This window comes from uncultured Alsobacter sp. (assembly GCF_945952055.1).
Taxonomy (GTDB): domain Bacteria; phylum Pseudomonadota; class Alphaproteobacteria; order Rhizobiales; family Beijerinckiaceae; genus Alsobacter.
Genome location: NZ_CAMFHB010000019.1, coordinates 45,218 through 59,255 on the forward strand (window position 1 = coordinate 45,218; position 14,038 = coordinate 59,255).

The following is a 14,038-nucleotide window of genomic DNA, read 5'->3' on the forward strand; positions in this document are numbered from 1 at the left end:
ATGGGCGTTGACACTATAACGTTAAAGTGAAACGCTGACCTTGCATCGGGGTATGGCGCCATGACGGTCAAGTCGCAGCCAGTCCGGACGGGGGGAACGTGGATCTCGGACGATCGAGGCCCGCCATGCGCGTGACCGCGATCGAGACGATCCGAACCGATGCGCACGACAACCTGATCTGGGTCCGGATCGAGACCGACACGGGCCATGCCGGGCTCGGCGAGACCTTCTTCGCCCCGGGGACGGTCGAGGCTCACATCCACGAGGACATCGCGCGGCGCCTCCTGGGGGGTGATGCCACGCGCATCGAGCACTGGCACCGCACCTTCATGCGCCACCCGGTCGGCTATGCGTCCTCCGGCGCCGAGGTCCGCGCGGCGTCCGCCATCGACATCGCGCTGTGGGACCTGATGGGGCGTGCGACCGGGCTGCCGTTGTGGCGGCTCCTGGGCGGCCTCGTGCGCGACGAGATCCGCGTCTACAACACCTGCGCCGGACCCCACTACGCCACCAAGGCGCGCGGCGAGGTGAAGCGCTGGTTCGGCATCGATCACGACACCACCGAGGATCTCGACGACCTCAAGGGCTTCATGCACGAGCCCGTCGCGCTCGCCCGCTCCCTCCTCGCGGAGGGCATTACTGGCATGAAGATCTGGCCCTTCGACTTCGCCGCCTTCGCCAATGGCGGGACGGCGATCACGCCGGCCCAGATCGAGGAGGGCGTGCGGCCCTTTCGCCTCATCCGGGAGGCCTGCGGCGACGCGATGGACCTCATGGTCGAGCTGCACGGCTTGTGGGATCTCGAGAGCGCCAGGCGCATCGTCGCGGCGGTCGAGCCCTATCGTCCGGCATGGATCGAGGACCCGATCCCGATGCACGACGCCGAGGGGCTGGCCGCGATGTCGCGCTTCACGCGCATCCCGATCTACGGATCGGAGACGACGTCGAGCAAGGAGAGCTTCCGCAGGCTCCTCGAGCAGCGCTCCGTCTCCATCGTCTCCTTCGACGTCGGCTGGTCGGGCGGCATCACCGAAGGGCGCAAGATCGCGGCGCTCGCCGATGCCTGGCAGGTGCCGATCGCACCGCACGACTGCACGGGCCCGGTCGGCTACGTGGCCGGCTCCTGCATCGCGCTGACGAGCCCCAATGCCCTGATCCAGGAGACCGTGCGGGCCTATACGCGCGGCTGGTACGCCGCCATCGCCACGGCCCTGCCGCCCATCGTCGACGGCCGCCTGCGTCCCCTGCCGGGGCCCGGGCTCGGCTTCGACCTCTCGCCCGCCTTCCTGGCCGACCCCGGCACGCGCCGGCGCCGGTCCGCCTTGTCCTGAAGACCTGAGCCCGACCAAGACCCACGCCTGACCCGGAGACCGCCATGGCCCTACGCAGCCTCGCAGACATCCGCTCCACGCTGTTCACCGCGGTCCTGTCGGACTGTCTCGACCAGGTCGGCATCATGGACCAGGCGCTGCCGTCCGCCATCCGACCGCTCGACGAGAGCCTGGTCATGGTGGGGAGGGCCCGCACTGCGGCCTTCATGGAGGTCTACCACGTGCCGCCGGGGTCGAACCCCTACGAGCTCGAGATCGCCCTGATCGACAGCCTGCAGCAGGACGAGATCCCGGTCTTCGCCTGCTCCAATCCGGCGCGCATCGCGCCCTGGGGCGAGCTGCTCAGCACGGCCTCGAAGGTGCGTGGCGCCGCCGGCGCCCTGATGGACGGCTGTGTGCGCGACATCAAGGCCATCCGGGCCATGAACTACCCGGTCTTCCACCAGGGCATCGCGCCGCTCGACTCCAAGGGGCGCGGCAAGATCATGGCCATCGACGTGCCGATCCGCTGCGGTGGCGTGAAGGTCGATCCGGGCGACCTGATCTTCGGCGACGCCGACGGCGTCGTCGTCATCCCGAAGGCCGTCGAGGAGCGCGTCGTCGACCTCGCCTTCGAGAAGGTCACCGGCGAGCGCAACACGCTGCATGACCTCCAGCGCGGCGACAAGCTCGCCGACGTCTTCGCCCGCTACGGCATCCTGTGAGCCTTTCCGGAGATATCCGATGATCGTCGACTGCCACGTCAACATCTACGACGACAGCCAGATGCTGCCGCTCTATGCGGAGCTCGCGCGCCGGGCCCGGCCCGGCGGCTTCCCGCTGAAGAGCAACTGCGAGGACGTCTTCGCTGCGATGCAGGACGTCGACAAGGCGATCATCTTCTCGCTGCGCTACAAGGACTCCATCGGCATCGACGGCGACGACGAGGTCACCGCCCGCGCCGTGGCCAAGCACCCGGACAAGTTCATCGGCTTCGCCTGCGTCGACCCGCGCATGCCGGACTGCATGGACCTGCTGGTCCACGCCATCGAGGACCTCAAGCTCAAGGGCGTGAAGTTCGGCCCGATCTACAACGGCGTGTCGCTGCTCGATCCCCGCCTCGAGCCCGTCTACGCATACCTGCAGAAGAACAATCTGCCGCTCACGATGCACATGGGCACGACCTACGGGACGAATGCCCCCATCCATTGCGGCCGCCCGCTCGACGTCGACACCATCGCCCACCGCTACCCCGACCTGAAGATGATCATGGCCCACATGGGCCACCCCTGGTACGAGGAGTGCATCGTCGTCGCGCGCAAGAACCCGAACGTCTATTGCGAGGTCTCGGCGCTCTACTACCGACCCTGGCAGTACTACAACATCCTGGTCTGCGCGCAGGAATACCTCATCACCGAGTGGAACAAGATCTTCTTCGGGACGGACTTTCCGTTCACGTCGGTGAAGGATTCCATCGAGGGCCTGCGCACGATCAACCGGCAGGTCGAGGGCACCAACCTGCCCCGCATCGCCGAGACCACCATCGAGCGGATCATCCACTCCAACCCGCTCGAGCACTGGTGGCACGGCGGGTATCCGGGCTGAGGAGCGGGTGGAACCCATGCGCCTGTTCAGATGGCCTCACTCTCCTTCGCGCTCCGACCTCATCACCGTCATCCTCGGGCTCGGCCCGAGGATCCACGACTTTGCCGGGCCCGTCCCGAAGTCGTGGATGCCCGGGCTGTGCCCGGGCAGGGCGTGCGGAGAGGCGTGAGCCCAGGACAAAGCGCGTTTCGCAATCTCCGAGGAGGACGCGATGGCCGGTGACGACAGCGACGACAAGAAGCCCCTGCGCTCCCGCGAGTGGTTCGCGCGGCAGGATTCCTATGGGTTCATCTACCGCTCGTGGATGAAGAACCAGGGCCATCCGCAGCGCATGTTCGACGGCCGCCCCGTCATCGGCATCTGCAACACCTGGTCGGATCTCACGCCGTGCAACGGCCACCTGCGCGGCCTCGCCGAGCACGTGAAGCGCGGCATCTACGAGGCGGGAGGCTTCCCGCTGGAGTTCCCGGTGACGTCGCTGGGCGAGCCGGTGATGCGCCCGACGACCATGTTGTTCCGCAACCTCGCCAGCATGGACGTGGAGGCCTCGATCCGCGCCAACCCGATGGACGGCGTCGTGCTGCTCGTCGGCTGCGACAAGACCACGCCCGCCTGCCTCATGGGCGCGGCGAGCGTCGGCCTTCCCACCATCGTGGTGTCCGGCGGGCCGATGCTGTCGGGCCGCTGGGAAGGGCGCCAGATCGGCTCCGGCACGGACGTCATCCGCTTCAAGGAGGCGGTGCGCGCGGGCACCATGAGCGTCGACCAGTTCATGGCGGCCGAGGCGGCCATGTCGCGCAGCGCCGGCTCGTGCATGACCATGGGCACGGCCTCGACCATGGCGAGCCTGTGCGAAGGGCTCGGCGTCGCGCTGCCGGACAACGGCGCCATTCCGGCGGTCGACAGCCGGCGACAGGTGCTCGCCTTCGAGAGCGGCCGGCGCGCCGTGGAGATGGTGCGCGAGAACCTGACGCTGCCGAAGGTGCTGACGCGCGATGCCTTCCACAACGCCATCGTGCTCAACGCCGCGCTCGGCGGCTCCACCAATGCGGTGGTGCACCTGCTCGCGCTCGCCGGCCGTCTCGGCGTCGACCTGTCGCTCGACGACTGGGACGCCTGGGGCCGCGAGATCCCGTGCCTCGTCAACCTGATGCCGTCGGGCGAGTACCTGATGGAGGACTTCTACTACGCCGGCGGCGTGCCGGCGGTGCTGAACGAGTTGCGCGGCCGGCTCGCCGAGGGGCAGATCACGGTGACGGGTCGCTCCATCGGCGAGACGCACAAGGATGCGGCGATCCACGACGCGCGCGTCATCAAGACGCTGAAGGAGCCCTTCAAGCCGCTCGGCGGCATCGCGGTGCTGCGCGGCAACCTGGCGCCCGGCGGGGCGGTCCTGAAGCCGTCCGCCGCGTCGCCCGCATTGCTGAAGCACCGGGGCAAGGCTGTGGTGTTCAAGGGCGCCGACGACCTCAAGAAGCGCATCGACGATCCCAACCTGCCGGTCAATGCCGACAGCATCCTCGTGCTGCAGTTCTGCGGCCCGAAGGGCTATCCGGGCATGGCCGAGATCGGCAACCTGCCGATCCCGCCGAAGCTCCTGAAGCAGGGCATCACCGACATGGTGCGCATCTCGGACGCGCGCATGAGCGGCACGGCCTACGGCACCGTCGTCCTCCATGTCGCGCCGGAGGCGGCCGCCGGTGGGCCGCTGGCGCTGGTGCGCGACGGCGACTGGATCGAGCTCGACGTGCCCGGGCGGCGCCTGCACCTCGACGTGTCGGACGCGGAGCTCGACCGCCGGCGCGGCGAGCTCGCGGCCTTCGTCTCGCCTTATGCGCGCGGCTGGGAGAAGCTCTACGTCGAGCACGTGATGCAGGCCGACAAGGGCGTCGACCTCGACTTCCTGGTGGGCTCCAGCGGCCCCTATGTCGACAGGACCTCGCACTGATGCCGGGCCGGCGTGACAGCACCGACGATGCGCGGCGCGGTCGCGTCACGCTGCGCGATGTCGCGCAGCTCGCCGGCACCACGCCGATGACCGTGTCGAACGTCGTCAACGGGCGCGCCGGCTCCGTCGGTCCCGAGGTCGCCAAGCGCGTGCGGGCCGCCTGCGAGCGGCTCGGCTACCGGCCCCACGCCAATGCGCGCCGGCTGCGCACGAACCGGCGCCAAGCCATCGGGGTCGTCATCGTCGATCCGTCGCCCGCCTACGTCTCCGACCCGCTCACCGCGGCCATGCTCGCCGGCCTCACGGCGGCGCTGGGGCGCGAGGGCTACAGCACCGTGCTGCACGGCGTCGCGCCCGACGATCTCGACGACGCGCCTCTGCTGCGCCAGATCGAGAGCGACGGCATCTGCCTGATGCTGTCGGGCACCCCGGCGCAGCGGCGCGGTATCGTCCAGCGCGTGCATGCGCTCGGGCAGCCCCTGCTGCTGCTGCAGGGGGAGGTCGATCCGGGCGTCCCGGACGCGGCGAGCATCTTCCAGGACGACCGGGCCGGAGCCGCGGCGCTGGCCACGCATCTGTTCGCGCAGCCCACGCGGCACGCGGTGATGCTCGTGCCGCAGCAGCCCTGGCCGGCGATGGAGCGCCGCGAAGCCGGCGTGCGGGACGTGGTGAAGGACCTGCGCGACCCGCCCACGTTCCATCTCCTGCGCTGCGGCAACGAAGGCTTCGAGCCGACGCAGGCGGCGCTGGCCGACCACATCGACCGCCATGGCGTGCCCGACGTCGTCATCGGCGGCAACGACCAGATGGCCATCGCCGCCATCAAGCTGCTCGCGAGCCGTGGGCTTCGCGTGCCGCAGGACGTGCGGGTGTCGGGCTTCAACGGCCTCGATTTCTGGCGCTACGCCAGCCCCGAGCTGACCACGGTGTTCTCGCCGGCCTACGCGCTGGGCGAGGCGGCTGCGGCCGCCATGCTCGAGCGCCTGACACTCGGATCCTTCAGCTTCCGCCAGAGGGTGCTGCCGGTGCGCTTTGCCGCGCACGCCTCCACGCTGGCGACCACGAACGCCGCTCCTGCACCGCAGGACGGCAACGACCGGACACACCATCCGGGAGCGACCACCCGCAGGAGGGGACAAGCACGATGATCACGATCAGGACTATCGCCTCGCGGGCCGTCCTCGGCGGCCTCGCTGCGACACTCATGGCAGGAACCGCGCTCGCCCAGGCATCCCAGTGCGGACGCAAGGGCGGCGACCTCACCTTCGCGCTGGAGGCCCGGGTGCCCGGCCTCGACCAGCACGCCTCGAACTCGTCGGCGACCCGCAACGTCGCCATGAACATGTTCGAAACGCTCGTCACCCGCGACGAGAACATGATCCCCGTGCTCGAGCTCGCCGAGAGCATGGACCAGAGCGCCGACGGGCTCACCTACACCTTCAAGCTGCGCCAGGGCATTACCTTCCACAACGGCAAAGCGATGACCTCGGCCGACGTGGCGGCGTCCTTCCAGCGCTACTCGAAGATCGGCGTCGACCGCTCGATCCTGGAGCCCGTCGACAAGTGGGAGACGCCGGACGCCAACACCTTCGTGCTGAAGCTGAAGGAGGCGCGGCCCACCTTCATCGAGCAGCTCTCGGCCTTCACCGTGCCCGTCGTCATCATCCCGGCCGAGAACGTCGACGCGGCTGCCGGGCAGCTTCCCGTCGTCGGCACGGGACCCTTCCAGCTCGACGAGTTCAAGCCCGACAGCCATGTGAAGCTGAAGAGGTTCGCCGGCTACAAGCCGGACACTCGTCACACCGCGATCTCCGGCTTCGGCGGCAACAAGGAGGCCTGCCTCGACACGGTGACCTTCCGGATGATGACGGAGCCGGCGGCGCGCACCGCGGCGCTCGAAGTGGGCGAGATCCAGGGCGTGGAGGACGTGCCCGTCGCCTCGCAGAAGCGGCTCGCCGGCAGCAAGGACATCAAGCTCACCCGCCTCGAACTCTTCACGATGAACGTCGCCTACCCGAACGCCTCGTTCCCGCCGACGGACAATCCGAAGGTGCGCCAGGCGATCCTCGCGGCCATGGACTTCGAGGAGATCATGGATGCGGCCAGCGACGGCCAGTACAAGCTCAACAAGGGCTTCCAGTTTCCGGGCATGAACTACTACAGCGAGTCCGGTGCCGAGAACCTGAACCAGAAGAACAAGGACAAGGCGAAGAAGCTCCTCGCCGAAGCCGGCTACAAGGGCGAGAAGGTGACGCTGCTCACCAATCGCGAATTCCCCTACATGTACAACACCTCGCTGGTGATGGCCGAGCAGCTCAAGGCGGCCGGCATCAACGCCGAGCTGCTCGTGCTCGACTGGCCGGCGGCGCTGCAGAAGAGCATCAAGGAAACCGAGGGCTGGAACTTCTTCTACACCGGCTGGATCACCGTGATCGCGCTCGGCGGCCCGCAGACCATGCGCCAGATGGCGGCGCCGAACTACGTGTGGAAGCCCAAGGAGCCCGACGCGGAGTTCCAGGCGGCCTTCCAGACGCTGGCCGGCGGCAAGACGCTGGACGAGCGCAAGGCCGCCTTCGCCAAGGCGCAGGCCCGCGCGCTCGACCAGGTCATGGCCATCCCCTTCGGTGCCATGCCGAAGACCCAGGCCGTGCGCGCCAACGTGGAAGGCTTCAAGGCCTACTACATCCCGCGCATGTCGGGGGTGTGGCTGAAGTCGTGAGGCAGTGATCGCCCTCGACCTCCTCGACCGTCCTGCCCGGGCTCCGGCCCGGGCATCCACGACTTTGCCGGGGCCATTCTCAAGTCGTGGGTGGCCGGGCCAGGCCCGGCCATGACGGCGGAGAGGGCGCGGCCTTCGAACCAAGGCAGCAGAAGCAGAGGCCCATGGCGCGCTACACGCTGAAACGCCTGCTCCAGATGATCCCGCTCCTGCTGCTGGTGAGCCTCATCAGCTTCGGGCTCATCAAGCTCGTGCCGGGCGACCCGGCGGTGGTGATGGGCGGCTCCAACGCGACGCCGGCCGAGATCGAGGTCATCCGTCGCAACCTGGGCCTCGACCAGCCCCTCTGGCAGCAGCTCCTGTCCTTCTACGCCAACCTGGCGCGCGGCGATCTCGGCCGCTCGCTGTTGCTCGGCCAGCCGGTGATGGAGGCGCTCGTCGAGCGCACGCCGGTGACGCTGTGGATCTCGCTCTACTCCCTCATCCTCACAGTCGTGGTGGGGCTGGTCACCGGCATCGTGGCGGCGCTGCGCCACAACACCTGGGTCGACCAGGCGGTCTCGATCCTCGCCCTCATCGGCGTCTCGCTGCCGAACTTCTGGCTCGGGCTGATGATGATCGTGCTGTTCTCGGTGTGGCTCGGCTGGCTTCCCACCGGCGGCTACGTCGCGCCTTCCACGAGCCTCGTCGGCTTCCTGCAGACGGCGACCATGCCGGCGCTGTCGCTGGCCCTCCTGCAGATCGGCCTGCTCACGCGCATCACGCGCTCGACCATGCTCGACGTGCTCGGCCAGGACTACATCCGCACCGCACGCGCCAAGGGCCTGCCGGAAACGGTCGTCGTGCTGAAGCATGCCCTGGCGAACGTCATGATCCCGGTGGTCACCGTGATCGGCCTCATCCTCTCCGTGCTGCTGTCGGGATCGGTGATCATCGAGACGATCTTCAGCGTGCCCGGCATCGGATCGCTGCTCGGCAACGCCATCCTGCGGCGCGACTACCCGATGATCCAGGGCGGGCTCCTGTTCGTCGCGGCCGCCCTCATGCTCCTCAACATTGTGGTCGACGTGCTCTACGGCGTGTTCGACCCGCGGGTGCGTGTCGATGGCCGCGGTTGACGCCGACAGCCTGCGCGGCCCGGGCCTCCTGGAGCGGCTGCGCCCGGGCCGCACCGCCCGCAGGCTCATGCGCAACCGCGCCTTCGTGCTCGGCGCGATCCTCCTCACGGTCGTCGCCGTCGTCACGCTGCTCGCCCCGTGGATTTCGCCGTCCGATCCCAACCGCATGGCTGTGCGCTTCCGCTTCCGCGAGCCGTCCTGGGAGTACCCGTTCGGCACCGACAATCTCGGCCGCAACATGGTGAGCCGGGTGCTGTGGGGCGGGCGTCTCAGCCTCGAGATCGGGCTTTGGGTGGTCATGCTGAACGCCGTCTTCGGCGTGATGCTGGGCGCCGTGTCCGGCTATTTCCGCCGGCTCGACGGATTGCTGATGCGGGTCGCCGACGCGCTGATGGCGTTCCCCTCGGTGCTGCTCGCCATCGGCATCGCCGCGGCGCTCGGGCCGTCGGTGACCACGGTCGTGATCGCGCTCGCCGTCGTCTACATTCCCCGCACCGCGCGCGTGCTGCGCGCCTCCGTCCTCGTGGTGCGCGAGCTCGACTACGTGCAGGCGGCGCGGGCCTGCGGAGCGAGCGACCTGCGCATCCTGCTGCGCCACGTGCTGCCGAACTGCATGGCGCCGCTGATCGTGCAGCTCAGCTTCGTCTTCGCCTACGCAGTCCTGTCCGAAGCCGTTCTGAGCTTCCTCGGCCTCGGCGCGCCGCCGACGACGCCGAGCTGGGGCATCCTGATCGCGGAGGGCCGCAGCTATATCCGTGAGGCGACCTGGCTCACCGCGATCCCGGGGGCGGCCATCGCCGTCACCGTGCTCGGCCTCAACCTGCTCGGCGACGGCCTGCGCGACGTGCTCGACCCGCGCCTCAAGGTCGATGCCCGATGAGCGCGCCGCTGCTCACCGTCACCGATCTCACGGTCGCCTTCCGGTCCGACGAGGGCATGGTGACGGCCGTGGACCGGGTGTCCTTCGCGGTGGCGCCGGGCGAGGTGCTCGGCATCGTGGGGGAATCCGGGTCCGGCAAGAGCGTCTCGGCGCTCGCCGTGATGGGGCTTCTCGACAAGGCGGCGAGCCGGGTGTCGGGCGAGATCCTGTTCGAGGGCGAGAACCTGCTCGCCCTGTCCGAGAAGCGCATGCGCACGATCCGCGGCCGACGGATCGGCATGATTTTCCAGGAGCCGATGACGTCGCTGAACCCGGTCTTCTCCATCGGCGACCAGATCGTCGAGACGATCGTCCACCACGAGCGCCTCGGCCGGCAGGCGGCGCGCGAGCGCGCGGTGGCGATGCTCGACAAGGTGGGCATCCCCTCCGCGCGCCGGCGCCTCGACGACTATCCGCACCAGCTCTCCGGCGGCATGCGGCAGAGGGTGATGATCGCCATGGCGCTCGCCTGTTCGCCGAAGCTGCTGCTGGCCGACGAGCCGACCACGGCGCTGGACGTCACCATCCAGGCGCAACTCCTCGACCTGCTGCGCGACCTGCAGGCGGAGCTCGGCATGGCGGTCGTCGTCATCACCCACAACATGGGTGTGATCGCCGAGTTCGCAGACCGGGTGAGCGTCTTCTACGCGGGGCGCGTGGCGGAAACCGCCCCGGCCGAGGCTCTGTTCGATAGGCCGTCGCACCCCTACACGCGTGGCCTGCTCGCCTCGACGCCCGAGATGGCGGAGGAGACCGACCGCCTGCGCACGATCCCCGGCACGCTCCCGTCGCTGGCCAAGCCGCCTCCGGGCTGCCGCTTCGCGCCCCGCTGCGACTGGGCCGTGGCGCTCTGCGATGCGCGTCGCCCGCCGCTTGAGATGGTGGGCGAGGGCCATGCGTCGGCGTGCCTGCGCGCGGCCGAGGTGGCGGGAGGGACGGTCGCATGAGCGCACGCGAGCCCCTGCTCTCCGTCACCGGCCTCACCAAGCACTTTCCCGTGCGCGAGGGCCTCGTCGTCGAGCGCGAGGTCGGCCGCGTCCGTGCGGTGGACGACGTGTCCTTCACGATCGGCCACGGCGAGACGCTGGGCCTCGTGGGCGAGTCCGGCTGCGGCAAGTCGACGACGGGCCGCCTCGTCCTGCGCCTCATCGAGGCCACGGGCGGCAGCGTCAGCTTCGAGGGGCGCGACGTGCTGGCCCTGCCGCCGGCCGAACTGCGGGCGCTGCGTGGCGCCATGCAGATCGTCTTCCAGGATCCCTACGGTGCGCTCGACCCGCGCATGACCGTGGAGGACATCATCACCGAGCCGCTCGCGATTCAGGGTGGGCACAGCGGCCCGCAGCTCGCGCAAGAAGCGCGCCGGCTCCTCGACGTCGTGGGTCTCGCCTCCGCCCATGCGCGGCGCTACCCGCACGAGTTCTCCGGCGGCCAGCGCCAGCGCATCGGCATCGCACGGGCGATCGCGCCGAAGCCGAAATTCATCGTGTGCGACGAGGCTGTGTCGGCGCTCGACGTGTCGGTGCAGGCGCAGATCGTCAACCTCCTGCAGGATCTCCAGCAGGAGATGGGGCTCTCCTATCTGTTCATCGCGCACGACCTCGCGGTGGTGAAACACATCAGCGACCGCGTGGCGGTCATGTATCTCGGCCACGTGGTCGAGATCGCGGGCAAGCGCGACCTCTATGCCGACCCGCGACATCCCTACACGCAGGCGCTGCTCGACGCCGTGCCGGTGCGCCATCCGCGCCTGCGGCGCAAGCGGGCGCGGCTCACCGGCGAAATCCCGAGCCCGCTCGACCCGCCGCCCGGCTGCCGCTTCCACCGCCGCTGCCCGCTGGCGCAAGCCGTGTGCTCGGCCGAACGGCCGCTGCTGCGCGAGATCCTGCCCGGCCACCAGGTGGCCTGCCACTTCGCCGAGACCACCGGCAAGAGCCCTGTCACCGGCCCGAAGCCCTGAGGAGCGCGCCATGCGGATCACCGCCGTCGAACCGATCCTGCTCAAGGGCGACCAGGCCTACCGCTCCACGGCGGGCGGCGAAGAAGCGACCGACAATGGCGACTGGCAGCTGCTGGTGCGCGTGGCGACGGACGAGGGGCTCGAGGGATGGGCCGACGTCGAGACGCTGGCGCCGCCGGCGGTGGCCATCATCGCCGGGCCCGGCATGGCGGTGATGGGCTTCAAGTCGCTCTCGGAGCTCCTCGTCGGCGAGAACCCGCTGGAGGTCGAGCGGCTGTGGGACAGGCTCTATGTCGGGAGCGCCTACTACGGGCGGCGCGGCATCGCCATGCAGTGCATCTCGGCCATCGACAACTGCCTGTGGTCGATCCGCGCCCAGGCCGCGGGCGTGCCGCTCTCGACGCTTCTCGGCGGCCGCCGGCGCGACCGCGTCACGGCCTATGCCTCGACGCTCTTCCGCGACACGCCGGAGGGCATGGCCGCCGCGGCGAAGGGCTATGTCGACCTCGGCTTCCGGGCCGTGAAGTTCGGCTGGGGCGTCTTCGGCGAAGACCCCGGCCGGGACCGCGAACTGGTCGCGGCCGCGCGCGAGGCGCTGGGGCCGGACCGGGCGCTGCTCGTCGATCCCGGCTGGTATCCGGTCGGCTGGTCGAAACCGGGCCCGATGCGCTCGCGCCGCGAGGCGATCGCGCTGTGCGAATGGCTCGCCGACTACGGCGTCGGCTGGGTCGAGGACTTCATCCATCCCGAGCGCTTCGACGAGTACGCGGCCGTGCGCGCCGCGAGCCCCGTGCCCGTCGCGGCGGGCGAGCAGGTCGCGACGGTGTGGGACTTCGAGCGCTTCATCCAGCAGGGCTGCGTCGACGTCATCCAGCCGGACCTGTCGCGCTGCGGCGGCCTCACCGTCGCCCGCGAGGTGGCGCGCCTCGCCGAGGAAGCCGGCATCGACCTCGTGCCGCACTCCTGGCTCACGCACCTCCTCACCGGCTACAGCCTGCAGCTCATCGCGACGCTGCCGCGGGCGCGCTTCGTCGAGTTCAACGTCAGCCAGAGCGCGCTCACCCGCGGCGTGACCGTCGGCCGGCCGTTCCGGCTGGAGGACGACGGGACGGTGCTGATCCCCGACCTGCCGGGCATCGGCGTCGAGGTCGACCGCGACTTCATCCAGGCCCACCGCGCCAATTGAGATGCTGTGCAACTTTGTCGACGACGCACCCTCTCTCAGCCGTCATCCCCGGGCTTGGCCCGGGGACCCGCGACTTTGCCTGGGCCGCCCGACGTCGTGGGTGCCCGGGCCAAGCCCGGGCATGACGGCTGAGGGGTCGAGGCTTCATTGCAAGACAGATCCACAATCGCCGAGGCCACACCCATGACCGACCGCCAGATCGTCCGCCCAGCCCTCCTCGATCTCGAGAGCCCCGGCCGGCGCGACTACTACGTCGCGCTGGAGCATGACTCGATCTGGGGTGACCACCTCATCCCGCTCACGGTCTTCGTCGGCCCGGAGGCGAAGGCCGGGCAGGGGCTCGTCGCTTTCGGCTCCAACCACGGCAACGAGTACGAAGGCCCGATGGCGATCCGCCACCTGATGGACGAAATCGCCATCGGCGACGTGCGCGGGCGCATCATCCTCATCCCGGTGCTGAACGTCGCGGCCTTCAGGGCAGGCACGCGGGACTCGACGCTCGACGACCGCGTGAACCTCAACCGTGCCTTCGTCGACGGCGCGGGGCGCGTGCCCGGCATCGCCGGCATCACCCACCGCATCGCCGACTTCGTGCGCACCTCGCTCTGGCAGCACGTGCACGTGGTGATCGACCTGCATGCCGGCGGCCAGGTGGCGCGCTTCGCGCCCGGGGCGAGCTTCCACCCGATCGCCGATCCGGTGCAGAGCAAGCTCATCGAGGACACCGCCCGGTGGTTCGGCACGCCGCTGGTCATCACCTACCAGAACGAGACGCCCGGGCTGCTCCCGAGCGAGGCCGAACGGCTGGGCAAGATCACGGTCGGCACGGAGCTCGGCTGGGGCGGCGCCGTCAGCCACGAGGGCGTGCGCTACGGTCGCCAGGGCGTCCGCGCAGCCGCCATCCACCATGGGCAGCTGACGGGGACCATCGAGAAGATCGCCCACCACGCGGACGGCTCGCAGCGCATGGTCGCGATGGTCGACCGCAGCTGCTTCACCGTGGCGCCCTTTGCCGGCCACTACGAGCCGCTGATGCCCTGCGGGGTGCCGGTCAAGGCCGGCGAGGCGGTGGGCCTGCTGCACGACTTCGAGCGCATCGACCTGCCGCCGTGGCCCGCGCGTGCGGGCGTGGACGGGATCGTCATCGCCCAGGCCTGGGGCGCGCCCGTGCTGCAGGGTCAGCACATCGTGGTGACGGGCGTGGTGATGGGGTGAGGGAACTCCTCGCCTACAAAGACCTTCGCCCGTGCCCACCCCTCCGCACGTCATCCCCGGG

The 14,038-nt window shown here is 69.6% G+C and carries 12 protein-coding genes; all 12 read left to right on the forward strand.

All coding sequences use genetic code 11. The features are described from left to right. Nucleotides 1–125: 125 nt before the first annotated feature. The 12 genes from Q0Q47_RS15335 (at nt 126) to Q0Q47_RS15390 (ending at nt 13,977) form a co-directional block, all read left to right on the forward strand. A complete protein-coding gene (locus Q0Q47_RS15335) occupies nt 126–1,331 on the forward strand; it encodes a mandelate racemase/muconate lactonizing enzyme family protein (RefSeq protein WP_293861479.1) in 1,206 nt (401 codons plus the stop codon). Nucleotides 1,332–1,375: 44 nt separating this feature from the next. Then, nucleotides 1,376–2,035 carry an RraA family protein gene (locus Q0Q47_RS15340; protein WP_293861482.1) on the forward strand — a complete coding sequence of 220 codons (660 nt, stop codon included), beginning with the start codon at nt 1,376–1,378 and terminating at the stop codon, nt 2,033–2,035. Between the two features lie 19 nt (nt 2,036–2,054). After that, nucleotides 2,055–2,915 carry an amidohydrolase family protein gene (locus tag Q0Q47_RS15345; protein ID WP_293861485.1) on the forward strand — a complete coding sequence of 287 codons (861 nt, stop codon included), beginning with the start codon at nt 2,055–2,057 and terminating at the stop codon, nt 2,913–2,915. Between the two features lie 211 nt (nt 2,916–3,126). After that, a complete protein-coding gene (locus tag Q0Q47_RS15350; RefSeq protein WP_293861488.1) occupies nt 3,127–4,863 on the forward strand; it encodes an IlvD/Edd family dehydratase in 1,737 nt (578 codons plus the stop codon). After that, on the forward strand, nt 4,863–6,011 hold the full coding sequence (locus tag Q0Q47_RS15355; protein ID WP_293861491.1) for a LacI family DNA-binding transcriptional regulator: 1,149 nt from the start codon (nt 4,863–4,865) through the stop codon (nt 6,009–6,011). Before Q0Q47_RS15350 ends, Q0Q47_RS15355 begins: the two co-directional genes overlap by 1 nt. Beyond that, nucleotides 6,008–7,582 (forward strand): ABC transporter substrate-binding protein, encoded by a 1,575-nt coding sequence (locus tag Q0Q47_RS15360; RefSeq protein ID WP_293861494.1) that lies wholly within the window; start codon nt 6,008–6,010, stop codon nt 7,580–7,582. The genes Q0Q47_RS15355 and Q0Q47_RS15360 overlap by 4 nt, the downstream gene beginning before the upstream one ends. A 164-nt stretch (nt 7,583–7,746) precedes the next feature. Next, entirely contained in the window at nt 7,747–8,700 is a 954-nt protein-coding gene (locus Q0Q47_RS15365) for an ABC transporter permease (RefSeq protein ID WP_293861497.1), read from the forward strand. Next, nucleotides 8,687–9,580: an ABC transporter permease gene (locus Q0Q47_RS15370; protein ID WP_293861500.1), complete on the forward strand. Its 894-nt coding sequence runs from the start codon at nt 8,687–8,689 to the stop codon at nt 9,578–9,580. Before Q0Q47_RS15365 ends, Q0Q47_RS15370 begins: the two co-directional genes overlap by 14 nt. Beyond that, nucleotides 9,577–10,566, forward strand: coding sequence for an ABC transporter ATP-binding protein (locus tag Q0Q47_RS15375; protein ID WP_293861502.1), 990 nt, complete (start codon nt 9,577–9,579; stop codon nt 10,564–10,566). The genes Q0Q47_RS15370 and Q0Q47_RS15375 overlap by 4 nt, the downstream gene beginning before the upstream one ends. Continuing rightward, nucleotides 10,563–11,576 (forward strand): ABC transporter ATP-binding protein, encoded by a 1,014-nt coding sequence (locus tag Q0Q47_RS15380; protein WP_293861504.1) that lies wholly within the window; start codon nt 10,563–10,565, stop codon nt 11,574–11,576. Before Q0Q47_RS15375 ends, Q0Q47_RS15380 begins: the two co-directional genes overlap by 4 nt. A 10-nt stretch (nt 11,577–11,586) precedes the next feature. Then, nucleotides 11,587–12,762 carry a mandelate racemase/muconate lactonizing enzyme family protein gene (locus tag Q0Q47_RS15385; protein ID WP_293861506.1) on the forward strand — a complete coding sequence of 392 codons (1,176 nt, stop codon included), beginning with the start codon at nt 11,587–11,589 and terminating at the stop codon, nt 12,760–12,762. Between the two features lie 183 nt (nt 12,763–12,945). Beyond that, on the forward strand, nt 12,946–13,977 hold the full coding sequence (locus Q0Q47_RS15390; RefSeq protein WP_293861508.1) for a succinylglutamate desuccinylase/aspartoacylase family protein: 1,032 nt from the start codon (nt 12,946–12,948) through the stop codon (nt 13,975–13,977). The last annotated feature ends 61 nt before the right edge of the window (nt 13,978–14,038 follow it).